The following is a 25,706-nucleotide window of genomic DNA, read 5'->3' as shown; positions in this document are numbered from 1 at the left end:
TATGAAATTCAATGCGATATTTTTTTTACAATCCATTTCTTGTCATTGCCTTTTACTGCTATTAGATTGTCAGAAATAATCTTAGATGTGATGACAGGTGGATTTTTGCTTTTAGTGTATTTTGGAGAAATATGTTTAGCTAATTGAGTTAAATGGTCTGTTACATTTCCATTTTCATCAATGACCACTTCAAAATAATGGTAGTTAACCACATCTTTTTTAAAAATATCATTGTAGCCTATAGTCTCTTTATAAACTGTTAATGCTAAAGCCTTATCGCCTTGGTAGTTTAAAGCATTAAGAAACTGTGGTTTGATAATTATCTCACCCTTTTTGCCGATGTATCCGTAATAGAATACACCGTCTTTTTTATGAGCTATAATGCATTTTCCATTACTGAACATAGGATAGTTGCCCTCTTCTGTTTCAATGAGTACTAAGTCATCTCTAAAGTCAACAGTAACAGTCCCATTTTGGTCAATAAATGCCCATTCGTTTGCTTTTTTCACAGCGGCAAGACCGTTGTGAAAAGGGGAAATAAAGTCAATATTTTCTAAAGTTTGCCCAAATCCAAGTATTGGGATCATTAATAATGTGAGGAAGATTGTTTTCATTTTGATTAATTTTAGTTCGATGAAATTAGCGAATGCCTTAAGCCTTCATCTGCATAACTTTCGTTCTTATCTATATAATTTCATCATAATAATTCCGCTTCCAGTTTTCTGTGTTTTTATAATCGGTCATACTCATACCTACCACATCCTTAAACTGTCTGGACAAATGGTTAACACTACTGTAATCCAGCAAGTATCCTATATCAGAAAAGGAATGTTGTTTAAGCTGAATGAGTTCCTTTACTTTTTCAATTTTTAACTTTATAAAGTACTTTTCAATGGTGGTCTTTTCTTTAGAAGAGAATAGTTTACTTAATGACTTATAATCTCGGTGAAGGGCAGATGATAAATGTTCTGAAGTCTTGACCTTTAAAGTCAATGGCAGTTCAACAAGTTGTTCGATTAGAATAATTTTTATTCTTTCAACAAGCATCTCTTCTTCACTTTTTACAATTTCAAAGTCATTTGCGTGAAGTACTTTAGTAACGTCTTGGTTAATTTGTGCATCGGATATACCTGGTGCTTCTACTAAAAGCTTTCCTAGTTCCAGCGAAAGGACGGCTATTCCTAGTTCTTGTAGCTCTTGCTTAATTACTTTTAAACAACGACTACACACCATATTTTTAACCCAAAATTCTTTTGGTTGTGTCATAATTAATAAGGTATTGTTATTGGGCTTTTGCTCAATAGTCTAATCTATATAAGTATTTGTTTTACAGAATTGTGTGCTAAATAATATTGTAGGGAATTGGATACAACAGCTTTTAGCCAATGGCTATGCTTTGGCTATGACTAATTGTGCAGTAAAAAGGCTTTTACCGCGATGTAGAAAATCAAATTAAATAAGTCTCGTGTAGAATATGGATGTCCTTGGACAACAAGGGCGGCCTATAGATTTCAAAAGGTACTATTTTTTTCTCTAGTCCTTCAAAAAGGTTAATGTAAGAGTAAATAAATGTATTTAAGAAAACTAAAGTATCAACTCCTATAACCGTAGTTGATTTTTTAAAAGTATCACTAGCTTCTTTTAGAATAGTCTGGTTGTTGCAACAATCCTTTTCTTGTAAAGAAGTACATTTTTTAAAAGGATTATCTTCTTTTTGAAGCTTATCCTTACAAGCTTCAGCTTTGCTGAAAAATGCCATATCCACTAATACGTCACCACAAAAATGCATATTCACCGTAAAGGAAGAGGCTGACAACAATATGAATGCCGCCAAAAAGAAAGACAATATTTTAGTAAAAAATGTTTTCACCTTGTAAAGTTAAGAAATTTTGTTTAACATCTGGAAAAATATAATTACACTCTTAATGTATTTATAATTAATGTCTTATGGGTTTTAAATAATTTTGTATTGGTACAAATATAAATCTAAAGATTAAACAGAAAGATGATTTTTGTCATATTTCAATAAAGTACAGATTAATAAGTTTGTAAAATGTAAAAATATAATTTAGTGTCAATTATGAAAAGACTACTAATAACAATCTTAGCAATTACAATTGCACAGTCATTATTTTCTCAGCAGGGAGTGAATGAACCTTCTTTGGAATACGAAGCTGTTTCTCGTGGTTTTTATAAAAAAATTACTGTAAATAAAGAGACACTTGTTTTTCGAAAAGATAGGGATGGAAAGAAAGACATTACAATTAAAATGAAAAATAAAGAATGGAAGGAATTAGTAGATTTGACCGACAAAATAAAACTTGAAAAACTTTCCACTTTTAAAGCCTCATCAGAGAAACGGGAACTTGATGGCGCTGCATATGCAAAATTGAAAGTCTTTATAAATGGCAATTCATATGAATCGTCACACTTTGATCACGGTAACCCACCCTTAGAGATTAAGAATCTTGTAGAATATGTTATAACGTTAAGTGAATCAATTGAAAAGAGTTAGTGTTTTACTTGAATAAGCAATTTAAAATTATGTTAAATGATTTTAAATTGTTAAATTTTTTTTACTTTTGCAATATTAATGAAAAAGATTTTTTATAAAATAGTATCATTCTGTATGGCACTTTTAGTGTTCATCTCAACGTTGTCTTTCACTATTGAAAGCCATTATTGTGGTGACGTATTAGTGGATACCTCAATGTTTGGTTCTGTTGAATCTTGTGGTATGGAGGTTCAAAAAAAGTCAACTTCGTCAGAATGTAATATTACTAAGAAAGATTGCTGTAGTGATGAACAGTTGGTGCTTGATGGACAAGATAATTTAAAAACATCTTTTCATAAATTAGATAAAGAGCAACAGTTATTGGTTGCTACTTTTATCTATTCATACATAAATCTGTTTACAGAACAACAAACAGAAAATACTTCTTTTGTAGATTATTCTCCCCCTCTCTTGGTTAGGGATGTTCAAGTTTTAGACCAAACTTTCCTTATTTGATTTTTAAGTAATTAGTACTGTAGTTCAGCATTAAATTGTATGGACTAAACTGCTTGTTTTTTGTTTTTAAAAACAAAAATTATAATTACTTAAAACTCATTTCTATGCTAAATAAAAGCATCAAATTTTTAATAGAAAATAAACTAGTAGCTGTTTTGTTGCTAGCCTTATTCGTGGCTTGGGGTGTTGTAAATGCACCTTTTGAATGGAATACTGGTTCTCTACCACGTAATCCTGTAGCCGTGGATGCCATACCCGACATTGGCGAAAACCAACAAATTGTATTTACAAAATGGGATGGGCGTTCCCCACAAGATATCGAGGATCAAATTACCTATCCACTAACCACATCACTTCTGGGAATTCCAGGAGTTAAAACCATACGTAGCTCTTCGATGTTCGGTTTTTCTAGTATCTATATCATTTTTGAAGAAGATATAGAATTCTACTGGAGTCGAAGTCGTATTCTCGAAAAATTAAATTCATTGCCAGCAGGATTGCTTCCTGATGGTGTTAATCCTGCTCTAGGTCCTGATGCTACAGGTCTTGGGCAGATTTACTGGTATACATTAGAAGGTCGTGATGAAAACGGAAATGTAACTGGTGGATGGGATTTACAGGAATTAAGAAGTATACAAGATTTTTATGTGAAGTATGCGCTATCCTCAGCAAGTGGTGTTTCGGAAGTAGCTTCTATCGGTGGGTATGTATTGGAGTATCAAGTGGATGTTAATCCTGAATTGATGAAACAATATAAAATTGGTTTAAATGAAGTTGTAAAAGCAGTAAAGCAAAGTAATAAGGATGTTGGTGCCCAGACTTTAGAAATCAATCAAGCAGAATACCTTATTCGAGGTTTAGGTTATATAAAAACACTTTCAGATTTAGAAAATGCAGTAGTTACCTCTCAAGATTTTACTTCAATTAGAATTAAAGACATTGCTAAAGTATCTCACGGACCTGCCACTAGACGAGGGCTTTTAGATAAAGAGGGTGCGGAAGTTGTAGGTGGTGTGGTTGTAGCTCGCTATGGTGCCAACCCGATGGAAGTCATTAATAATGTTAAGGAGAAAATAAATGAGCTAAGTTCTGGTTTACCGTCAAAAACATTGAGTGATGGTAGAACATCACAATTAACCATTGTTCCCTTTTATGATAGAACCGAGCTTATTCAAGAAACGTTGGGTACACTTGATGAGGCACTCACGTTAGAGATTTTGATTACCATTTTTGTCATCATCATAATGGTATTCAATTTAAGGGCTTCTGTATTAATTTCAGGATTATTACCAGTAGCTGTATTGATGGTGTTTATATCAATGAAGCTATTTAATGTAGATGCTAACATCGTGGCTTTATCTGGTATTGCTATTGCTATTGGTACAATGGTCGATGTAGGTGTTATTCTATCAGAAAATGTGCTGCGGCATATCGACGAAAACAACAAAAACCTTCCTATTAATACGGTAGTATATAATGCAACAGCAGAAGTTTCTGGTGCGATATTGACGGCGGTAATGACCACTATCATTAGTTTCATTCCTGTGTTTACAATGATTGGTGCCGAAGGAAAATTATTTAGACCATTAGCCTTCACTAAAACGTCTGCACTAACAGCGTCTCTTATTGTAGCTTTATTTTTAATACCACCATTTGCCGCTTATTTCTTTAAAAAACGTAGCATAAAAAAATCGTTTAGTTATATACTAAATGGAGCATTGGTTGTTTTCGGTATTTTAGCCCTTATTTTTGGATATCCTCTAGGGTTGGTATTGGTTGCATTTGGTATCGTTGGCCTTCTTTCGCTAAAAGAGAAAATCACAACGAAACGTGCCAATATCATCAACATATTTGTATCCGCTTTTGCCATTATATTTTTGTTGGCCGAATATTGGAGGCCACTGGGAGTAGATCGTAGTATACTCATTAATTTGTTTTTTGTAGGTCTTATCTGTTTTGGTCTTCTAGGAGTGTTTACACTTTTCAGAAAGTACTATGTACGTATCTTAAATTGGGCACTACGAAACAAGCTGTTGTTCCTTTCTGTGCCTACTGCCATCATAATTTTTGGAGTTATGATTATGAATAATACAGGTAAGGAATTTATGCCATCGCTCAATGAAGGGTCTTTTCTTTTGATGCCTACTTCAATGCCTCACGCAGGTGTTGAAGAAAATAAACGTGTCTTACAGCAATTAGATATGGCTGTAGCCAGCATTCCAGAAATTGAAACTGTGGTGGGTAAATCTGGGCGTACAGAGTCGGCGTTAGACCCTGCACCGTTATCAATGTATGAGAATGTTATTCAATATAAATCAGAATATATTTTAAATGATAAAAGAGTTAGACAACGTTTTAAAGTAAATGAGGATGGCTTATTTATCCTCAAAGATGGAAGCCTGGTTGTAAATCCTAACAATGACGTAGATGAAAAGGCAGACTATGATGCTTCTAAAATCAAAGACCCGTTTTCGGTAATTCGTTCACAATTAATACCAGATGATGATGGTGAGTACTTTAGAAACTGGCGACCAGAAATAGACTCTCCGGACGATATATGGAAAGAAATCGTCGAGGTTACAAAGCTTCCTGGGGTTACTTCAGCACCTAAACTACAACCCATAGAAACCCGCTTGGTGATGCTACAAACAGGTATGCGAGCACCAATGGGAATTAAAGTAAAAGGCCAAGATTTAAACGAGATAGAAGCGTTTGGAGTGCAGTTGGAAGACATTCTAAAACAGGCGGATGGTGTTAAGGATGAAGCTGTCTTTGCAGACCGTATTGTAGGAAAACCTTACCTGCTTTTGGATATTGATAGAGAAAGGCTGGCACGTTACGGAATTTCTATAGAACAAGTACAGCAAGTCATTCAAGTATCTGTTGGGGGAATGATACTCACCCAAACAGTTGAGGGTAGAGAACGGTACGGTATCCGTGTACGCTATCCAAGAGAGTTACGCGCAAATCCAAGTGACTTAAAGGATATCTATGTGCCCGTAGAGAAAGGAAGTCCAGTACCGCTAAGTGAACTTGTTACAATTCGTTATGAACAAGGACCACAGATTATTAAGAGTGAAGATACTTTCTTGGTAGGGTATGTACTATTCGACAAATTAGACGGATATGCTGAAGTGGATGTGGTTGAAAATGCACAAGCGCTTATTCAAGAAAAAATTGATAGTGGAGAGCTAGTTGTTCCAAAGGGAATTAACTATCTATTTACGGGAACGTATGAGAATCAACTACGCGCCGAAAAAACGTTGGCAGTAGTAGTTCCATTAGCATTAGCAATTATATTTCTTATTCTTTATTTCCAGTTCCGTTCTGTTGGTACATCACTGATGGTTTTTACTGGTATTGCGGTCGCTTTTGCTGGTGGGTTTTTAATGATTTGGTTCTATGGTCAAGACTGGTTTTTAAATTTTAACTTCTTTGGTGAAAATCTTAGAGACCTTTTCCAAATGCATACCATAAACTTAAGTGTTGCGGTTTGGGTAGGGTTCATTGCGCTGTTTGGTATTGCTACAGATGATGGCGTTGTAATGGCTACATATCTAACACAAACCTTTGACAAAAACAAGCCTAAAGACAGAAAAGGAATAAGAGCATCCGTAGTTGAGGCAGGAGAGAAACGTATTCGACCTTGTTTAATGACAACGGCAACAACCATTCTTGCTTTACTACCAGTACTCACATCAACAGGACGCGGTAGTGACATAATGATACCAATGGCGATTCCATCTTTTGGAGGGATGCTCATTGCATTAGTAACCCTATTTGTCGTCCCAGTTTTATTTAGCTGGAAACAAGAATTTCAATTAAAAAGAGTCACAAAATGAGATATATAATTTTAATAGGAATTGTTTTTTTCGCTTTCGCAAAAACTAATGCACAACAGTTAGCTTCTTACATTCAGGAAGCCGAGAAGAATAATCCCGAGATACAAGCTTTTGAATTGCGCTATAACATCGCTGAAGAAAAGGTGAACGAGGTCAATACGTTGCCAAATACAACGGTAAGTGCAGGCTATTTTGTGAGCGAACCAGAAACCAGGACAGGTGCACAACGAGCACGTTTTTCAATATCTCAAATGTTGCCTTGGTTCGGAACAATTTCAGCGAGAGAGAACTATGCAAGCTCAATAGCGGAAACTCAATATATAGATATTGTAGTAGCAAAAAGAAAACTCGCTTTATCAGTTTCTCAATCCTACTACAAGTTATACGCCATTAGAGCAAAACAATTGGTTCTTGATGAAAACATTGAGCTTTTGGAAACCTATGAACGTTTGGCCTTAACATCGGTAGAAGTTGATAAAGCATCTGCAGTAGATGTACTTCGCCTTCAAATAAGACAAAATGAACTTGTACAGCAAAAAGAAGTATTAGAGCAAGATTACCTTGCAGAACAAGTAACCTTCAACAATCTATTAAATCGTGATGAGACTATTGCTGTAACAGTGGTTGAGGAAATGTTTATTCCAGATGAAGACGCATTAATCTTAACGGAGAACCTTCAGTTAAATCCTGAACTTATCAAATACGATAAGCTATATGAGTCTGTTGAGCAATCAGAGTTATTAAACCAAAAAGAGAGTGCTCCCAATATAGGTTTTGGCTTGGATTACGTGCCAGTTTCTGAGCGTCCTGATTTGAGTTTTAGTGATAACGGAAAAGACATTGTAATGCCAATGGTATCTATTTCAATTCCAATTTTTAATAACAAGTATAAGTCTGTAACAAAACAGAATGAATTAAAGCAGTTGCAAATACAATCCCAAAAAGAGGATAGATTAAATAAACTGGAAACACTATTAGCGGATGCAAAATATAACCGAGAGACAGCGAGAATCAAGTTCAATATTCAATCAGATAATTTAAAACAAGCTAATGATGCAGAAGATATCTTGATTAAAAATTATGAAACGGGTACCATCGACTTTAATGACGTATTAGATGTTCAGGAATTACAGCTGAAATTTCAAATAAATCTTATTGAATCCATCAAAGGTTATTACATACAATCAGCAGTAATTAATTATTTAAGTAATTAAAAAGATGAAATATTATTTTAATAAAATAGTCAATGGAACTTTCGAAAATGTTATCGATAAAGTTACAAAGGAATTGAAAGAAGAAGGTTTCGGGATACTCACAGAAATTGATGTAACAGAAACTCTGAAGAAAAAACTAGATGTAGACTTTAAAAAGTATAGGATACTTGGAGCTTGTAATCCACCCTATGCGCACGAAGCCTTACAAGCTGAGGATAAAATTGGAACAATGTTGCCTTGTAATGTTATAGTACAAGAAATAGAAGCAGGAGTTGTTGAGGTTGCTGCGGTAAACCCAATGGCATCAATGCAGGCAGTAGAGAATGAAAAATTAGAAAAAATTGCGGATGAGATTACAGCAAAATTGGAAAACGTAATTGAAAAATTGTAAAACACTAAACAATAAGCACAAACTTAAATCAAAACAAAATGAGCAAATTAAAATTAGTATCAGGAGTAGTTGCAATAGCATTTATAAGCTTAACAGCGGTGTCTTGTAAAGATGCAAAAACAGAGAAAAATAACTCAGGAGACCATCACAAAGAGATGGATTCGAATGAGGACCATTCAAAAATGAATCACGATGTTGACAAAAAGGAAATGTCAATGAGTGGGAATGGCACTTCACAAGCCGTATTAAAAGATTATTTCAGTCTTAAAGATGCTTTGGTAGCTGATGATAATACAAAAGCGAAAAAACTTGGTTCAGCCTTGGCAAAAACTCTAGGAAGTCTTGATGTTTCATCAAATTATTCAGATAGTCAAAAGGCTGATTTAAAAGATATTGTTAAAGATGCAGTTGAGCACGCAGAGCATATTTCGGAAAGCGATATCGCACACCAACGCGAGCATTTCAAAATATTGAGTAAGGATATGACTGATCTGGTTGCGATTACAGGAACAGAGAATACACTATATCAACAATTCTGCCCAATGTATGATGGTGGTAGTGCTTGGTTGAGTATGAGTGAGGATATTAAAAACCCATATTATGGTAGTAAAATGCTAACCTGCGGAAAAGTTCAACAAGAAATCAATTAAATGAAGGTAGTTAAAATCATAGCAATAATCTTATTGATTGCCTTTGTGGGTATACAGTTTATGCCCGTAGACCGCAATCAAAGCGATAGTGTTCCAAAAACTGACTTTATGTTGGTGAATGATGTCCCAAGTGATGTCAAGGACAAGTTGCAGGCCTCTTGTTATGATTGCCATAGTAACAATACACAATATCCCTGGTACAACAAGGTGCAACCTGTAGCTTGGTTTCTAGAAGGACATATCAAAGAAGGAAAAGCAGAGCTAAATTTCAATATGTGGGATTCTCTATCAAGTCGAAGAAAAGCAAGTAAGTTGAGATCTATTATTAAGCAAATTGAAAATAGCGAAATGCCTTTGGATTCTTATACTTTGATTCATAAAAAGGCAGCTTTTTCAGAAGAAGAAATCCAGCAGGTTGTTAAGTATATGGAAAATTTAAAAGACAGTTTATAATTAAAAAAAAAGATAAAATGAAAAATCTAAAAATGAGTATAGCAGCAATGCTATTGTTAACAGTTTCTTTTACCAATGCACAGGAAAAAGAAAAAATGAATCACAATCATAATCACGATAAAATGATGAATATGAAAAGTGATGCAAAATCCGAAGCGATTTTAAGTGATTATTTCAACTTAAAAGATGCCTTGGTGACAGATGATTCTAAAAAAGCAGCTGAGGCAGGTACTAAATTGGCGGCTTCACTAAAAGCGTTTGATAAATCAAATTATACAGCAGAAGAGCAAAAAGAATTGACTGATATTATTGAAGATGCTACGGAGCACGCAGAACATATAGTAAAGAGTGGTATAGGTCATCAAAGAGAACATTTTAAGACATTAACTAAGGATATAACCGATATGGTAGCTATTACAGGTACAAAGAATAAGCTGTACGAACAGTTTTGTCCAATGTACGATAAGGGTAGCGCTTGGTTAAGTACAAAAGAAGAAGTGAGAAACCCATACTACGGAAGCCGAATGCTCAAATGTGGAAAAGTCCAAAAGACTATTCAATAGATAATCTGTTTCTCAAGCAATCTATCATTCTGGTTTATTAGTTAACAGTAGATAGAAGATGCTAGATTCTCAGGATAGTTAAAAAGCCCTGTCGTGGGAAGGAAAACAATGTTGATGATTAGTGTTAGTTCCTTCCCGTGTCAGGCACAAGATAATTGAAAAAGAAAAGTTGATTTGGTTAATAACAGCCTGCATAAGGTAGAGAGAATAAATCCCCCCAAAGTACTAGTATCTCTCTTCCTTTGCCAGGCAAAATACAAACTTTTGAAAAAGAGAAGTTTATTAAACGCACTTGATTTTGAGAGGAGAACCTGTTTTTTGATTGATGGATAGTGTCTAACTCTCACTTTCAGGTGCTATTTGAGATGAAATAATAACTAAGTAAAATTATAATTTGATTTAACTAAAGTAATGAAAGATTGTTGCAAAGACGGTTGCCATAACAAAACAGAAAAATCTGTAGTTAAAAGGTGGTTCAATTATATAATATATGCAATACTAATATTTATAATTGGTGGTGCGTTGGCACTTCAATTATTTGGTTAGGAGATTTAACTAAAAAGAGTATGAAGGACATAACAATAACATCAAAAAACACAAGCTTTTACGAACAGCTTTTTAAAAAAGTATTGCTCACCGCTAGTGTAGTAACAGCTTTGTTAGTAAGTTATGTATTATGGGCTAAAGGAAACCTTGATAGCTCGCTTCTACCTCTTTTATTCGTTGGTTTGGCCTTAATTAAAACGGTTTTTATCGATAGGCTCACTTTTATACAATTAAGTAAAATAATAGGTGAAAGTCATCAACTTACGCACGTTCTTACATTATTCGCAGTATTGATAGTGCTATCGTTTTCAGCAGATTATCTGGCATTGTATGTTTTAAATTCAGAAAATTTTAAGTTAGCCACATTACTTAATGGCTCATTTTTTCTGCAATTCTTTGAGTTTATATATTTCAGTCTGATCACTTTTTCATCTGTCAGCTTTGGTGATATAGTACCATTAACAATTTCTGGTAAACTCTTAGTCATTATGGAAGTTTTCTTGAGTTTTTTGGTACTGGTTTTTGGTATTGCCAACATTAATAGAATACACGTCAATAAATAACCCTATAAACAACGATTATGAAAACACTAAAATTAATAGCGCTCCTAATACTATGCTTTACAACTGTAAACGTAACGAATGGGCAGAATGTAAAAAATCAAACAGATAAAGAAGCCGTCATCTCAGTAATGAAATTATACAAAGACGCACTGCAAAGCCTTACTACGGAAGGTACATTCGAGTTGTTTACAAAAGACTCTGAAGTATTTGAATCTGGAGGTGTCGAAGGAACTTATAGTCACTATATAGAACATCATTTAGGTCCAGAATTAGGACACTTTAAAAGTTTTACATTTTCAGATTATAAGATTGATGTGCAAGTAGATACTTCATATGCGTTTACGACGGAAACCTACATCTATACTATAGTTTTAAATCCAGACGATAAAGGTAATTCTCGAACCATAAAGAAAAAAGGAGTAGCAACATCTATTTTAAAGAAAATAAGTGGAGAATGGAAAATTATTAAAACGCATTCATCATCGAGAAATAAAAAATAAAATTTAATGAGACCATATATTCTTTTTAGCCTTTCGTTATGTATGCTTCTTTTTATGTCTTGTAAACAAGAAAAAAAAGAAACCAAATCCGTTTTGGAAAACTCAAAAACAGAAGCGGCCCCAAAGCAAATAAAAAAACCGTTGAGCCCACATACATCTACGATGGCTATGATTGATGAAGCACACATTCATATTGACTATTCATCACCTGGGGTTAGAAATAGAATCATATTTGGCGGATTATTGGCGTATGATATGATTTGGCAAGCAGGTGCGCATAATGCAACTTGGATAGAAACAAATAAAGATTTAACCATTGACGGCAAGATCTTACCTTCCGGAAAATATGGGTTTTTTACAATTCCTTCAAAAAAGGAATGGATCGTTATTTTTAATTCAAACTGGAATCAACACGGAAAGGATGACTATGATGAAAAAGATGATGTATTGCGTTTTAGGGTGAAACCTAATATTTCGGAAGAGATAACGGAGCATTTAGAGTATAAAATTAACAAAGTTGAAAGCGACAAGGGAGTTATTTCTTTGGCTTGGGAAAAGGTATCTATTTCCTTCAAATTTAAAGTAAACCAATAATAATGGTAGGTAGAAAAACAGCAGTTAAAATTAGAAAGACACATCGGTATTTAGGTCTTTTCATTGGCATTCAATTCCTAATGTGGACTATCAGTGGTTTATATTTTAGTTGGACTGATATTGATGACATACACGGTGATCAATTTAAGAATTTACAATACCAACCAAAAGCGTTTCAAAACCTTATAAGTCCTGCTCAACTAAATGTGTCTGAAGGCATACGAACAATAGAACTAAGAGATATAAATACCACACCTTATTACTGGATAAATAAACAACAGCTTTACAATGCTTTAAGCGGAAAGTTAAAGTCAGAAATAACTAAAGAAGAAGCAACTTATGTGGCAAAACGGTATATGAATAAGGAATTGGAAATTGTTAATGTGGAGCGTATAACAGAAGTGGACAAACAGCATGAGTATCGTGAAAGGTTATTGCCTGCTTATGTGATATCCTATGCAAATGATGAAGGCTTGAAAGCATATGTATCGGTAAATGATGGGAAATTCCAAACTGTTAGGCATCGCAGCTGGCGTTGGTTCGATTTTTTGTGGATGACACATACAATGGACTATGAAGGGCGAGATAATTTTAACACCATCGTTTTAAGAGCATTCTCGTTGTTAGGATTAATAACCGTATTAAGTGGTTTTTTACTATGGTATACATCATCACCCACGATTAGGAAAATAAATAAGAAAACAAAAAAATAATATTATGAATAAAAACATCATTTACATAAGTGTTGCGCTTATTGTTGGCCTGTTAGGCGGCTTTCTAATATTCGGCGGAGATTCTGCTGATACTGTAACAAATAAGATTATGGACGACCACAATCATTCGGAAGAAATTGCTTCTAACCAAATGTGGACCTGTTCGATGCATCCACAAATAATGAAACCCGAACCTGGTGATTGTCCAATATGTGGAATGGATTTAATACCAGCGGAAACTGGCGCAGATGGTCTCAATGCTAATGAAATTAAAATGACCGAAAATGCGATGGCTTTGGCTAATATCCAAACCTCTGTTGTAGGCCAAGGACAAATGGGTGATAACTCTTTAAAGTTATCGGGTAAGGTTATGACTAACGAAGAATCTAATGCGGTACAAGTCACCTATTTTGCAGGACGAATAGAAAAGCTCTATGTTAATTCTACTGGAGAACGCGTAGGAAGAGGGCAACGATTGGCTACCATTTACTCACCAGAATTGGTTGCCGCACAGCAAGAACTACTAACAGCTTCGTCTCTTAAAGAATCACAACCAGAACTTTACAAGGCCGTAAGAAATAAACTGAAGCTCTGGAAACTTTCAGAAAAACAAATTAATGCGATTGAATCTGCTGGAAAGGTACAAGAAAATTTTCCAGTATTTGCTACAGTTTCAGGTACGGTAACCCATAAAATGGTAGAAGAAGGTGACTATGTAAAACAAGGGCAGCCTTTATATAAAATAGCGAATTTTAATACTGTTTGGGCAGAATTTGATGCTTATGAAAATCAAATAGCTTTATTAAAAGAAGGACAAACTATTAAGGTTACTTCAAATGCCTACCGTAATGAAGTTTTTGATGCAAAGATTTCATTTATAGACCCTTTATTAAATTCTGCAACCAGAACTATCGTGGTAAGAGCAGTGCTTAATAATAAGAACGATAAGTTTAAACCAGGGATGTTTGTTGAGGGTAAGATTGAAGGTATCCAATCAGATTCTAAAAGCACAGTAACCGTACCTGCTACAGCTGTTATGTGGACAGGAAAACGCTCTGTGGTTTATATTAAAACAAAACCAAATGAGCCTGTTTTTGAAATGAGAGAAGTTCTGTTGGGTAATGCCAATGGTGACAATTATACCATTTTAGAAGGTCTCGAAAACGGAAATGAAGTAGTGACTAACGGAACATTTACAGTTGATGCTGCAGCGCAATTGCAAGGAAAAAAATCAATGATGAATGCTGAAGGAGGTAAAACAATGACAGGACACGAAGGGCACCTAGGAATGCAAGATGAAGGTTCCGAAGATAAAATGGACAAAACGAACCATTCAGAGATGAACAAAAGACTAGAAGTTTCCAACAAATTTCAAAACCAATTAAAAGAGGTTTTTGATGGTTATATTCTTTTGAAAAATGCTCTTGTTAATGACAATGTTAAAGAAGCACAAATAGCTTCAAAAAAAGTAAGCCAGAATTTAGCAAAGGTAGATATGACGTTATTATCCGACAAGGAAGCACATAACCATTGGATGACGATTCAAAAAGAATTGAAGATCTCTGCAAATGCTATTGAAAAAAAATCAGATATAGCAGCACAAAGAGGACATTTTAAACATCTTTCTGCTCATCTAACCAGTAGTATAAAACTCTTTGGGATTAACCAAAAAGTATATAGCGAGTTTTGCCCTATGGCGAATGATAACAAAGGAGCGTACTGGTTAAGTTTAGAGAAAGAAATACAAAACCCTTACTACGGGCAATCAATGTTAAAATGTGGTGAAGTTAGAGCAACCATAGAATAAGTATTGCAACAGATTAAATATATTATTTATATAGACTCATAAAGAAATTTAGGCAATGGTAAGAAGAACGATGATGAGTGAAAGTAGAAGAAATAGGAGAAAAACTGAAAGAAATAAGCGCCAATCTAAAAACGATATCTCTAGAAGAGATAAAATTATTGGTGTATTGGCCATTATTGCCATATTTATTATTGCTGCCATTGTCGCATATTATGTTTCGCTCTCAAAAGCTGGATTAAAATTGTTTTAAAAATGAGTTCAATTATTCACATAAAAAATATGGTATGCCCTAGGTGTATAGCAGCTGTATCCCATATTTTAAGTGAGTTGGATATTCCGTACAATACTATAAGGTTAGGTGAGGTAGAATTGGTTTCGCAGCTTAGCAAAGAGAAAAAAGAAGCCTTATCAAATAAACTTAAACAAGCAGGATTTAGCCTAATTAATGACCGAAAAGGACAACTCATTGAAAAAATGAAGAATTTGGTAATTGATACCGTTCATCATTCTAACGAAGGAAAAGATATTATTTGGGCAGACCTAATAAATAATGAACTAAAGTTAGATTTCAAATATTTAAGCTCGCTTTTTTCCTCGTTTGAGAGCATCACTTTTGAGCAATATGTAATAAACCAAAAAATTGAACGAATTAAAGAACTGCTTGTTTATGATGAGTTAACATTAACTGAAATTGCCTATCAACTTAATTATAGTAGTGTTGCCTATTTGAGCAATCAATTTAAAAAAGTAACAGGGATGACACCAACGCAGTTTAGGAAAAGCGTGGTCAAAAATAGGAAATCCTTGGATGATGTTTAATAAACTCTTTTGTGAAAGAATAAGATATATGGTCAGCTTCTGTAATAATATACAACTTTTACATTGTAACAGTTATAAAGAACGATGAATCACAAAAAACAGATTGGTAAAAATATAGTTGCATTATTGCTCACTGTAGCATTAATGGCACCTTCCGCCATTCAGTTTTTTCATATGCTTGAAGGTCGTGAACATATCACTTGTACAGAAAAGGCTACACATATTCATAAATCCATTGCAAAATGTGAGATATGTAGTTTCCTTCTTGCATCTTTTAACTACAATATAGCCAAATATCCAGATTTATTATTACCTAGAATTTTTGAAAAGGTTGATGAAACCTTCACGTCGTTACAGTTCCATTCCTTTAAAATAACCAATAAACAGCTACGCGCACCTCCATTTTTTTCTTAATAGATAAACTAACTGATACGTTTTATTTTAATTAAGAATTTATATGCGCAAGTATGCACTATTAATACTGCTATTGAGCAGTATTACATCTTTTTCACAAAATTGTGACAACACACTTTCTGGCACGATAACAGATCTTCACGATGGGTCTTTGCTTGTGGGCGCAACACTTATTGTTGCAGGTTCTGAAAAAGCTGTTGTTACAGACCTCGACGGAAAATTTACAATTCGAAACCTATGCAATGATACTTATAATATACAAGTGTCGCATCCCTATTGCTTGACCAAAGGGTTTACCATTAAGGTATTTGACAACACGACCAAAAGCTTTAAATTGGAGCATCATTTGGAAGAACTGAACCAAGTTACCGTGGAGGGAAAAGCTTACGGTAATAAGACCAAAACAATACAGGAAAACACAATCTCAAAAGATGAGTTGGAACGTTTTAGTAGCGGTACACTCGGTGATGCACTAAACAGTTTAAGCGGTGTCTCTTCCCTCAACACAGGAAATACAGTTGTAAAACCTTTGATTAATGGACTTCACAGTAGTCGTGTTGTCATCATCAACAATGGTGTTCGGATGGAAGATCAAGAATGGGGAGCTGAGCACGCCCCAAATGTGGACATTAATTCCGCAGGAAACCTAACCTTGATTAAAGGGGCAGGAGCTTTACAATATAGTGGAGATGCCGTGGGAGGTGTAATAGTTGCCGAAGCTTCAAAAGTTCCCGTTAAGGATAGTATTTACGGTAAGACCTTACTAGCTGGAGCAAGTAACGGTCGTGGTGCTTCTTTTACCTCGCAATTGACCAAAAGCTATCAAAGCGGATGGCACGCAACCTTGCAAGGAACATTAAAACGTTTTGGTGATTTTGACGCACCTGACTATGTGTTGAGTAACACGGGAACTTTTGAGCGTAACCTGTCTTTTAAGGTAGGTTTAAATCAATTTGATTATGGCGTCGAGGCGTATTATTCACTCTTTAAAAATGAAATTGGCATTTTAAGAGCATCTAATCTGGGTGGCATTGAAGACTTAGTAATGGCATTAAATAGTGACAGGCCTTTAATAATAAATGACTTTACCTACAATATTGCTGCACCAAACCAAGATGTCACGCACCATTTGGCGCGAATAAAGGGGTTTAAAAGGTTTGATGGCTTTGGAAAAGTGAACCTACAATATGATTTTCAGCGTAATAACCGTTTGGAATTTGATATTAGGCGTGGTGCTGGTAAAGACAAGGCTTCATTGGATTTGCAATTGGAGACCCATACATTGATGCTCGATTTAGATTCTCACTTAACCGATGCAGTAAACCTAAAAACTGGTGTAATGGCAAGGTATCAGAACAACTTTGCAGACCCTGATACAGGAGTGCGTAGGTTGATACCCGATTACGACAAATATGATTTTGGGATATATGCCATAGCAGATTATAGGTTGAACGACAGGTTTCTTTTAGAAGCTGGTGGACGTTTTGATTACACCTATATGGACGCTTTTAAATTTTACAGAACGTCCTTTTGGGAATCACGTAATTACGGCCAGTTCTTCCCTGAAATTGTAGTCGAAGAATTGACCAATCAGATTTTGGCCAATCCACAACTTAATTTTTATAACGCTTCGGCAACCATGGGTGCCACCTACTCTTTTAGCGATGAATATAAATTGTTTTTCAACTATTCACTAGCATCTCGCGCACCTAACCCTTCTGAACTTTTTAGCGAGGGTTTGCATCAATCTGCCTCTCGCATCGAGTTGGGCGATTTAAGTTTCAATTCAGAAATCGGAAATAAAATCGCATTGACTTTTCAACGGGAAAACGAAAAGTTCAGTTTTTCGGTAAATCCTTTTATAAATATCATCAAAGATTTTATGGTTCTCGAACCTGTAGAAATTCAGCAAACCATAAGAGGTAGCTTTCAAGTTTGGGAATACAGGCAGACAGATGCCCAGCTTTTGGGAGTAGATTTTAATGCCTCTTATGCCTTTACCCAAATTTTTCGCTTTAACCATCAATTTTCTTTTGTAAAGGGATATGATAATAATAGGGATGAGCCTTTAATAAATATACCATCCGTAAATACAAAAAACGAAATTGTATATCAAAATCCAGACTTTAAGAATATTAGGTTGGCACTGCAAAGCGAGTATGTATTTCGTCAAAACGAATTTCCAGATAACAATTTTGAGGTGTTCTTACCAGTGACCCAAACGATGGAAGTTGTTGACGTGAGTACACCGCCAGAGGCGTACCATTTACTTAATTTCAATTCAAGTATTGATTTTAAAGCCAATAAAAAATCAACACTCACGGTAGGTTTTGGCATTACAAACTTATTTAATACAAGCTATAGAAATTATCTGAACCGCCAGCGCTTTTACGCAGATGATTTGGGCAGGAACTTTTTATTAAATCTCAAACTCAATTATTAATTTTTAAAATCAAAAACAAATGAAAAACGTGAAATTTTTATCGACTATAATTTTTGCAGCAGTTTTGTTCGTGTCGTGTTCAAATGACGACGATGCGCCAGAACAAGTAAATGAAGAAGAACCACTAACCACTTTAACGGTAACACTTGAACCCAATGGAGGTGGGACACCCATTATTATGCAGACTCGCGATTTGGATGACGATGGCCCAGAGCCGCCAGTCGTTACCGTTTCGGGCAATCTAAGTGCTGGAGTTACCTACAACGGTACAGTTGTGATTCTTAACGAAACAGTAAGTCCCCCAGAAGTGGTAACCGATGAAGTAGAAGCCGAAGCCGAAGACCATCAGTTTTTCTATACCACTGCTGGCGGTCTTGATATTTCAACTACCTACTCTAATTTTGATGGAGATGAGAATCCGTTAGGCACAAAATTCACGCTTACTGCTGGTGCAGCAAGTTCAGGAGTGTTGAACTTTACATTGCGACACCTACCTACTAAACCAAATACGGGTCTTGATGATGCAGGTGGCAATACAGACATTGCAGCACCCTTTAATGTAACGATAGAGTAGATTTGAATTTGTTGCACTTTTCTTTATCACAAAATGAATGCCTTTTATGATTTTTTTGTAAAGGGCATTTAATTTAGATTTTTTGTGAAAAAGCCAAGACTAAAAACTAATCAAAACCGAATTAAGCCAGTGAGTTACGTCGTATAAGAACAATATATTGTCAACCAAAAAATTGAACGAATTAAGGAACTGCTTTTTTATGACTAGTTGTAATCAATTAAAAAAATATGGAAATAAAAAAAATAATCCTAGGACTGAGTGTGTTAATTTCAATGCAATTAAATGCTCAAATTATCACAGATAGACCAGACCAAACAGAAAGCTCGTCAACTGTTGGGAATGGAAATCTACAAATTGAAACTGGCTTCCTGATTGGTTTTGAAGGAGATAATCAAAGTTCAAATAGACAAATTTTAGCACCAACAAATTTATTCAGATATGGGGTGTCCAAAAGCATTGAAGTCAGATTCCTTAGCCAATATGAATCATTAAGAAATGATAACGTATCTGTAGAAGGAATTAGCGATATTGAAATTGGAACAAAAGTACAATTACTCAAAGATGAAAGTAAGAATACAGAAATTGCTTTCCTTTCTCATATAATTGTCCCAACCGGAACAAAAGAGTTGACCAATGATAATTTAGGAACAATCAATAAAATTTCTATTTCTCACGAAATAAATGAAAGAGTGGGAATTGGATATAATTTAGGTTACAATTATTTTGGGCAGGGTAAAGGAGATCTAACATATTCTCTTGCATTAGGAATTGGAATAAATAATAGGGTTGGAATATATATTGAACCATATGGTGAATTAATAGATTTAGAAGAATATATTCCAAATTTTGATGCTGGTCTAACCTATTTAGCGAATAAAAATTTACAGTTTGACTTTTCATTTGGAACAGGAATTAATAAAAGAATGAATTACATTTCCATTGGTTTTAGCTTGTTGATTAATAAAAATAAAAACTAACTATTGGCTTCATTATGAACAATCTAAATAACTAATGATAAAATTCTATTGTAAAAGAGGCATTTGGATGAGATGTCTTTTGGTGATAATTTGTTTAAACTTTACTTGCCTCAGAACTGATATAAAGAATCTATTGTATCGGTAAATTTTACAAATGGTTAAGCATATTATGTAATAGATTTATCTTCTTTAATTCTGAAATTTGTAACATCAATTAAGAATAGAGTTATGGAGACGGTTAAAATATTTGAAACAAAATCTAAAGAATCTAAACAAGGAATAAAAAAATCATTCCCAGTAACAGGTATGACTTGTGCTGCTTGCGCCAGTAGTGTAGAGTCTATTCTTTTCCATACAGATGGCGTTAACAAGGCCACAGTAAATTTTGCTAGTAACTCTGTGTTAATCGATTATGATGAAAGCATCTCAGAAAAAAAATTACAGCGTGTCCTGCGTGAAGTAGGTTATGACATTATTATTGATGTAGAAGACCCCGTAGAAGTACAACAAGAATTTCAGCGAAAGCACTATCAAGACATAAAAAACCGTACCATTTGGTCAGCTATTTTAACGCTGCCCATTTTTATTCTGGGAATGTTCTTTATGGAATGGGAATCTGGAAAATGGATATCGTTGGTCTTGACCGTTCCTGTTTTATTTTGGTTTGGGCGTAACTTTTTTATTAATGCCTTCAAACAAGCAAAGTATGGAAAGGCCAATATGGATACGTTGGTAGCATTAAGTACAGGAATCGCCTTTCTATTTAGTGTATTCAATACGCTGTTTCCTCAATTTTGGCTAAGTCGTGGTATGGAACCTCACGTCTATTATGAAGCAGCAACTGTTATCATTACCTTTATTTCTCTTGGAAAATTATTGGAGGAAAAAGCAAAATCGAACACTTCTTCGGCTATCAAAAAATTGATGGGATTACAGCCTAAAACGTTGAAGGTAATAGAAAACGGTGAAGAAAAGGAAATCCCCATTTCTGAAGTTCAAGTAGGTCAAACTATCCTCGTGCGTCCTGGAGAGAAAATCCCTGTAGATGGTGAGGTGTCAAAAGGGAATTCTTATGTAGATGAAAGTATGATTTCGGGCGAACCGGTTCCAGTTCAAAAATCCAAAGACGGAAAAGTATTTGCCGGTACCGTTAATCAAAAAGGAAGTTTTCAATTGACTGCGGAAAAAGTAGGAGGGGAAACCCTGCTTTCACAAATCATAAAAATGGTTCAGGAAGCACAGGGAAGCAAAGCACCTGTACAAAAATTGGTCGATAAGATTGCGGGAATTTTTGTTCCTATCGTATTGGGTATATCTATCATTACCTTCATTATTTGGATGTTTGTTGGTGGTGATAATGCATTTTCGCACGCTTTATTGACTTCCGTAGCAGTGTTGGTCATTGCCTGCCCTTGTGCGTTGGGATTAGCAACACCAACAGCGATTATGGTGGGAATAGGAAAAGGAGCGGAGAACAATATTCTCATAAAAGATGCCGAAAGTCTGGAGCTTGGGCATAAAGTTAATACCGTAGTCCTCGATAAAACAGGCACGATTACCGAAGGAAAACCCCTAGTAACGGATATAATTTGGACTGAAAAACTTAATGATAAAAAGAAATACAAACAAATTCTTTCGGCGATTGAGGCACAGTCTGAACATCCATTGGCTGAAGCAGTAGTCAACCATTTTAAGGAACAAAATGTTCAACCCACTGAAATCACTTCTTTTGAAAGTATAACGGGAATGGGTGTTGAGGCAGAATCGGAAAATGGCACAAAATACTTTGTAGGCAACCATAAATTAATGGTCAAGAATGATATTCAAATCGATGCCGCCTTAATCAAAGCATCCGAAAATCTTGAAGAACAAGCAAAAACGGTCATATTCTTTAGTAATAGCGAACAAGTATTGGCAATACTTGCCATTGCAGATAAGATTAAAGAAACATCCAAAAAGGCTATTACAACGTTACAAAACAAAGGAATAGAAGTGTATATGCTTACAGGTGATAATAACAAAACCGCATCAGCAGTAGCGCAACAAGTGGGAATAACCCATTATCAAGGGGAGGTAATGCCTTCGGATAAAGCAGCTTTTGTGGAAAAATTGCAAGCTGATGGAAAAATAGTGGCAATGGTGGGTGATGGCATCAACGATTCCCACGCCTTGGCAGAGGCCAATGTGAGTATTGCAATGGGGAGAGGTTCTGACATTGCGATGGACGTTGCAAAGATGACCTTGATAACTTCAGATTTGCTATCCATTCCCAAAGCGTTGGAACTCTCAAAAAGAACTGTATTGGGGATCCGTCAAAACCTGTTTTGGGCCTTTATTTATAATATCATTGGAATTCCAATAGCAGCAGGTGTGCTATATCCTATAAATGGCTTTTTGTTGGATCCAATGATTGCAGGAATGGCAATGGCATTTAGTAGCGTATCGGTAGTAGCCAATAGTTTAAGATTAAAGAATATTCAATTAATTAAATAAAAAATATGGATACAATTCAGAATAATTTTATAAAAATATCATTAGAGAAAATTCAAGTATGTGAAATAACGCTAGAAAAAATATCTTCTACTTGTTGTATGCCTATTAGAAGTGAAAAAATACAAGACACTTTTAACTGTCTAAATAATTTGAATAATCAATTAAGAGTTGGAAATAAAGATACAATTTCAAATTGCATCGTTCATATTGAGGAATGCGGAAGCTTAATAGGAAAACTCTATGTCTCCTGCTGTACAGAAAAAAGAGAGCCTTTATATCAAGAATTATTCAAACAACTGAATGAAATTCACACCAATGTTCATAGAATACAGGGAACAGCACATTAATATAAACCAAATTAAAATTAAATGAAAACTTTAAAATTTAAAACAAATATCAATTGTGGTGGTTGCGTATCAAAAGTAACGCCTTTTTTAAACAAGCAAAAAGGTGTTGAAAGTTGGGTAGTAGACACGAACAATCTTGATAAAATTCTCACGGTTGAAAGCGAAAGCGCCACCGAAGAAGAGGTTAAGGCTACTTTGCAAAAAGTAGGGTTCAAAGCGGAATCCATAGATTAACACTTTTGAAGAAGTATGGTTTATGTAATTCTCTTAGGTGTCATCATTTTTTTTGCCGTTCATTTCTATAGAAAAGCAAAGCGACGAAAGGTTAAACCTTTCCCAGAACATTGGCACGGGTTGTTGTTAGAGAACGTACTCTATTATCGTAATCTTTCAGGGGAAAAGCAGGTGGTTTTTCAGCAGCGAATGATGCAGTTTTTGAGCGAAGTCTATATTGATGGTGTGAAATTGGAATTGGAAGAGCTCGATAAAATTTTAATCGCAGCCAGTTCGGTAATACCCGTATTTGGCTTTAAAGAATGGCATTACACCAATTTAAGTGGAATACTTTTGTACCCGGACAATTTTAATGAGGATATGCAATTTGGCAATAGGGATAAATCACGCAACATTGGTGGAATTGTCGGTAACGGACGATTTGAAAAGCAAATGATTCTGTCCAAAAAAGCATTATATCACGGTTTCAATAATAAAAGTGATAAAAGCAACACCGGTATCCACGAATTTGTTCACCTAATAGATAAGCTTGATGATAGGGCGGATGGTGTGCCAGAACGATTATTACAGCATCAATATGCCATACCGTGGTTAAATCTTATCCATAATGAAATGGAAGCGATTAACGATAACCATTCCGATATTCGTAAATATGGCAGCACAAACCAAGCAGAATTCTTTGCGGTTGCGTCAGAGTATTTTTTTGAGCGACCCGATTTACTCAAAAGAAAACATCCGGAACTTTATGAGATGTTGGTTAAGTGCTTTAATCAACAAATAGCATAATATTTTTATAAAGAATTTGAAGGCCATACTTATGTAATAAATACCATGATTTTTTTATAAATACTAGTACAAAGGAAATAGTAATTTTTAATGAAAAATATTAAATAGGTACTTTTTTATAAAGTACCTATTTTTACAGTTTTTATACCTGAGAGCTGAAAATCAAAACTTCTATTAGGATCTTCTTCTTCTTTAATTTTTGATTTATGTATAGTACTAACTAATAATCTAAATAGATCTCCTACAAAAGCTCCAATTCCAATGAGATTAACCTTAGTCTCTTTCATACGTCTATTTTTATGGTCAATATCTACTTATGCAAAATCGTATTATCTTGAAATGGAGGTGTAGGTTTTATTTTATCAGCAATTTCCTTAGATTTTTTGGGATTAACGCCCTCATTTGGATACGCGTCTAAAACTAAAGAAGGTAATAGTCGTTGCGTTAAATCAGAAAAAGTAAATCCATACTCTCTCGCATCAGTTTCACCTGTGATCCCTACCATATCTTTAATTTCAGCATCAGTGAAACCAAGTTCAATTAATGGTTCTCTTAACACAGATAATCTCTGTTCTTCATTTGGTCTACCGAATTTTAAGATATCTGCGGACCTTCTCTTTATTGCTGGGTCTAAAGAATTCAAGCGATTCGTACACATTATTACTGCTGCTGGTAATTTGCTATTAGCAATTCTGTCAATTCCACGTATAAAAGCATTTACACCAGCTTTGTCTTCATGGTGCATTTGGTTGCTTTCTCGAGATTGAGTTAAAGCATCTGCTTCATCTACTAGAAGAATTACTGCACCCTTAGATTTACCTGAAGAATTCTTTAGTTTTCTAGCTTTTTCAATTGTGTGATCAAATGCTGTTGATATTAGTTTTGTCATCTCGCCAACGTGTCCTTGTCCTCTTGCGGATAAACTTAGCGGTAGTAAAGTGACATCTATTCCTTCTTGTCTAGCAACAGCGTCACCAATACATGTTGCTAATTCTGATTTACCTGACCCAACATCACCTTCTAAAATAACCAATGGAGGTCTTCTCAACACAATATTGGATATACGTTTTGCATTAGGATGATATTTTTTCATCCAAAATCTTATTCCTTCTGGGTTTATTAGAAGGCTTAGAATTTTTGTCATACGACTTTTATGGTTCTCTAATCCAACCAATGCGTTGAGTCTTTCTTGAAACTCAAAATCAGGATATACAATTGCTTGTTCGAATAAGTTGTCAATTGATGGTCTTGTACTCATAATTAATATTTTTTAACTATAAAACGATTAAGTGATTTACTCCCAGAGGTATACGTTTTATCTTGTGATAAATAACCATTTACACCTGGTTCAACTGCCTCTGTTCTTTTAAAGGGTAAATTGTTTTTATATTCATTTTTATCTTCAGTACTTAAATTAAACCATGCTGAGGTATAGGTAAGATAGCTGTAAAAAAATGCTCCATCTATATCAGCTCCAAGCCTTATTCTTCCAGGATCGTCATCAACATCTGATGTATTTGCAAGATCTTTTGCTGTATATTTTATTGTAGGCTCAATCCAATCCCCATTTTTTTGAAATCCATATATAACGGTATCCAAATAACCATCTTTAAGAAGTTCTACAATCTCGGCTTCAAAATCAGATATACGACTATCTGATGGTTGATGGTAAAACCTTTGTATTCTTTTTAAATCTGTTGCTACTTTAGCCGCTAATTTCTTAGCATCTGTAACTGTAAAAGTCTTATTAAATGTATTACTATAACTCATGAA

The 25,706-nt window shown here is 34.8% G+C and carries 29 protein-coding genes; 23 read left to right on the top strand and 6 right to left on the bottom strand.

The window, feature by feature from the left end:
• Window positions 1–8: 8 nt before the first annotated feature.
• The 3 genes from Z053_RS0101260 to Z053_RS0101250 form a co-directional block, all read right to left on the bottom strand.
• Window positions 9–614: a WG repeat-containing protein gene (locus Z053_RS0101260; protein ID WP_025663217.1), complete on the bottom strand. Its 606-nt coding sequence runs from the start codon at window positions 612–614 to the stop codon at window positions 9–11.
• Between the two features lie 70 nt (window positions 615–684).
• Window positions 685–1,266: a helix-turn-helix domain-containing protein gene (locus tag Z053_RS0101255; RefSeq protein ID WP_025663216.1), complete on the bottom strand. Its 582-nt coding sequence runs from the start codon at window positions 1,264–1,266 to the stop codon at window positions 685–687.
• Between the two features lie 181 nt (window positions 1,267–1,447).
• Window positions 1,448–1,870: an HYC_CC_PP family protein gene (locus Z053_RS0101250; RefSeq protein ID WP_025663214.1), complete on the bottom strand. Its 423-nt coding sequence runs from the start codon at window positions 1,868–1,870 to the stop codon at window positions 1,448–1,450.
• Between the two features lie 210 nt (window positions 1,871–2,080).
• Here Z053_RS0101250 and Z053_RS0101245 point away from each other — a divergent pair, with 210 nt between their 5' ends.
• The 23 genes from Z053_RS0101245 to Z053_RS0101135 all read left to right on the top strand — a co-directional run bounded on the left by Z053_RS0101245 (window position 2,081) and on the right by Z053_RS0101135 (window position 23,933).
• Window positions 2,081–2,515: a hypothetical protein gene (locus tag Z053_RS0101245; protein ID WP_025663212.1), complete on the top strand. Its 435-nt coding sequence runs from the start codon at window positions 2,081–2,083 to the stop codon at window positions 2,513–2,515.
• Window positions 2,516–2,593: 78 nt separating this feature from the next.
• Complete coding sequence (locus tag Z053_RS0101240; protein ID WP_025663211.1) at window positions 2,594–3,010, top strand: HYC_CC_PP family protein; 417 nt, start codon at window positions 2,594–2,596, stop codon at window positions 3,008–3,010.
• Window positions 3,011–3,114: 104 nt separating this feature from the next.
• Window positions 3,115–6,852, top strand: coding sequence for an efflux RND transporter permease subunit (locus Z053_RS0101235; protein WP_025663210.1), 3,738 nt, complete (start codon window positions 3,115–3,117; stop codon window positions 6,850–6,852).
• Window positions 6,849–8,066, top strand: coding sequence for a TolC family protein (locus Z053_RS0101230; protein ID WP_025663209.1), 1,218 nt, complete (start codon window positions 6,849–6,851; stop codon window positions 8,064–8,066). Before Z053_RS0101235 ends, Z053_RS0101230 begins: the two co-directional genes overlap by 4 nt.
• Before the next feature lie 4 nt (window positions 8,067–8,070).
• The gene (locus tag Z053_RS0101225) at window positions 8,071–8,457 is read left to right on the top strand and encodes a DUF302 domain-containing protein (protein WP_025663208.1); all 387 of its coding nucleotides are present in this window, start codon (window positions 8,071–8,073) and stop codon (window positions 8,455–8,457) included.
• 38 nt (window positions 8,458–8,495) lie between these two features.
• The gene (locus tag Z053_RS0101220; RefSeq protein WP_025663207.1) at window positions 8,496–9,107 is read left to right on the top strand and encodes a DUF3347 domain-containing protein; all 612 of its coding nucleotides are present in this window, start codon (window positions 8,496–8,498) and stop codon (window positions 9,105–9,107) included.
• Window positions 9,108–9,560, top strand: coding sequence for a heme-binding domain-containing protein (locus Z053_RS0101215; RefSeq protein WP_025663206.1), 453 nt, complete (start codon window positions 9,108–9,110; stop codon window positions 9,558–9,560).
• 17 nt (window positions 9,561–9,577) lie between these two features.
• On the top strand, window positions 9,578–10,123 hold the full coding sequence (locus Z053_RS0101210) for a DUF3347 domain-containing protein (RefSeq protein ID WP_025663205.1): 546 nt from the start codon (window positions 9,578–9,580) through the stop codon (window positions 10,121–10,123).
• A 566-nt stretch (window positions 10,124–10,689) separates the two neighbouring features.
• Window positions 10,690–11,232 (top strand): potassium channel family protein, encoded by a 543-nt coding sequence (locus tag Z053_RS0101205; RefSeq protein ID WP_035094714.1) that lies wholly within the window; start codon window positions 10,690–10,692, stop codon window positions 11,230–11,232.
• Between the two features lie 17 nt (window positions 11,233–11,249).
• On the top strand, window positions 11,250–11,732 hold the full coding sequence (locus Z053_RS0101200; RefSeq protein ID WP_025663203.1) for a nuclear transport factor 2 family protein: 483 nt from the start codon (window positions 11,250–11,252) through the stop codon (window positions 11,730–11,732).
• Window positions 11,733–11,738: 6 nt separating this feature from the next.
• Window positions 11,739–12,326, top strand: a complete 588-nt coding sequence (locus Z053_RS0101195) for a DUF2911 domain-containing protein (protein WP_025663202.1) — start codon at window positions 11,739–11,741, stop codon at window positions 12,324–12,326.
• A gap of 2 nt (window positions 12,327–12,328) precedes the next feature.
• A complete protein-coding gene (locus Z053_RS0101190) occupies window positions 12,329–13,039 on the top strand; it encodes a PepSY domain-containing protein (protein WP_025663201.1) in 711 nt (236 codons plus the stop codon).
• 4 nt (window positions 13,040–13,043) lie between these two features.
• Complete coding sequence (locus tag Z053_RS0101185) at window positions 13,044–14,846, top strand: efflux RND transporter periplasmic adaptor subunit (RefSeq protein ID WP_025663200.1); 1,803 nt, start codon at window positions 13,044–13,046, stop codon at window positions 14,844–14,846.
• 55 nt (window positions 14,847–14,901) lie between these two features.
• Entirely contained in the window at window positions 14,902–15,096 is a 195-nt protein-coding gene (locus Z053_RS31010) for a hypothetical protein (protein WP_152538237.1), read from the top strand.
• A gap of 2 nt (window positions 15,097–15,098) precedes the next feature.
• Entirely contained in the window at window positions 15,099–15,665 is a 567-nt protein-coding gene (locus tag Z053_RS0101175) for a helix-turn-helix domain-containing protein (protein WP_025663199.1), read from the top strand.
• Between the two features lie 84 nt (window positions 15,666–15,749).
• On the top strand, window positions 15,750–16,079 hold the full coding sequence (locus Z053_RS0101170) for a hypothetical protein (protein WP_025663198.1): 330 nt from the start codon (window positions 15,750–15,752) through the stop codon (window positions 16,077–16,079).
• Window positions 16,080–16,122: 43 nt separating this feature from the next.
• Entirely contained in the window at window positions 16,123–18,522 is a 2,400-nt protein-coding gene (locus Z053_RS0101165; protein ID WP_025663197.1) for a TonB-dependent receptor, read from the top strand.
• Between the two features lie 19 nt (window positions 18,523–18,541).
• A complete protein-coding gene (locus tag Z053_RS0101160) occupies window positions 18,542–19,096 on the top strand; it encodes a hypothetical protein (RefSeq protein ID WP_025663196.1) in 555 nt (184 codons plus the stop codon).
• Between the two features lie 227 nt (window positions 19,097–19,323).
• On the top strand, window positions 19,324–20,073 hold the full coding sequence (locus Z053_RS0101155) for a transporter (protein ID WP_025663195.1): 750 nt from the start codon (window positions 19,324–19,326) through the stop codon (window positions 20,071–20,073).
• Between the two features lie 228 nt (window positions 20,074–20,301).
• The gene (locus tag Z053_RS0101150) at window positions 20,302–22,566 is read left to right on the top strand and encodes a heavy metal translocating P-type ATPase (protein WP_025663194.1); all 2,265 of its coding nucleotides are present in this window, start codon (window positions 20,302–20,304) and stop codon (window positions 22,564–22,566) included.
• A 5-nt stretch (window positions 22,567–22,571) separates the two neighbouring features.
• Window positions 22,572–22,913 carry a hypothetical protein gene (locus Z053_RS0101145; protein WP_025663193.1) on the top strand — a complete coding sequence of 114 codons (342 nt, stop codon included), beginning with the start codon at window positions 22,572–22,574 and terminating at the stop codon, window positions 22,911–22,913.
• A 21-nt stretch (window positions 22,914–22,934) separates the two neighbouring features.
• On the top strand, window positions 22,935–23,147 hold the full coding sequence (locus Z053_RS0101140) for a heavy-metal-associated domain-containing protein (protein ID WP_025663192.1): 213 nt from the start codon (window positions 22,935–22,937) through the stop codon (window positions 23,145–23,147).
• Between the two features lie 15 nt (window positions 23,148–23,162).
• Window positions 23,163–23,933, top strand: coding sequence for a M90 family metallopeptidase (locus Z053_RS0101135; protein WP_025663191.1), 771 nt, complete (start codon window positions 23,163–23,165; stop codon window positions 23,931–23,933).
• A gap of 116 nt (window positions 23,934–24,049) precedes the next feature.
• Here Z053_RS0101135 and Z053_RS31260 read toward each other — a convergent pair whose 3' ends face one another.
• The 3 genes from Z053_RS31260 to Z053_RS0101120 are packed head-to-tail and all read right to left on the bottom strand — an operon-like array spanning window position 24,050 to window position 25,703.
• Window positions 24,050–24,220 carry a hypothetical protein gene (locus Z053_RS31260; RefSeq protein ID WP_160170035.1) on the bottom strand — a complete coding sequence of 57 codons (171 nt, stop codon included), beginning with the start codon at window positions 24,218–24,220 and terminating at the stop codon, window positions 24,050–24,052.
• A gap of 23 nt (window positions 24,221–24,243) precedes the next feature.
• Window positions 24,244–25,191, bottom strand: a complete 948-nt coding sequence (locus Z053_RS0101125) for an AAA family ATPase (protein ID WP_025663190.1) — start codon at window positions 25,189–25,191, stop codon at window positions 24,244–24,246.
• Window positions 25,192–25,193: 2 nt separating this feature from the next.
• Complete coding sequence (locus Z053_RS0101120) at window positions 25,194–25,703, bottom strand: HORMA-1 domain-containing protein (RefSeq protein WP_025663189.1); 510 nt, start codon at window positions 25,701–25,703, stop codon at window positions 25,194–25,196.
• Window positions 25,704–25,706 lie beyond the last annotated feature (3 nt).

It is taken from the genome of Aquimarina megaterium XH134, from assembly GCF_000520975.1.
In the GTDB taxonomy this organism is placed as follows: Bacteria; Bacteroidota; Bacteroidia; order Flavobacteriales; family Flavobacteriaceae; genus Aquimarina; species Aquimarina megaterium.
Note: the sequence above shows the minus strand (reverse complement) of the source record. Positions and strands in the feature narration are given on the sequence as shown.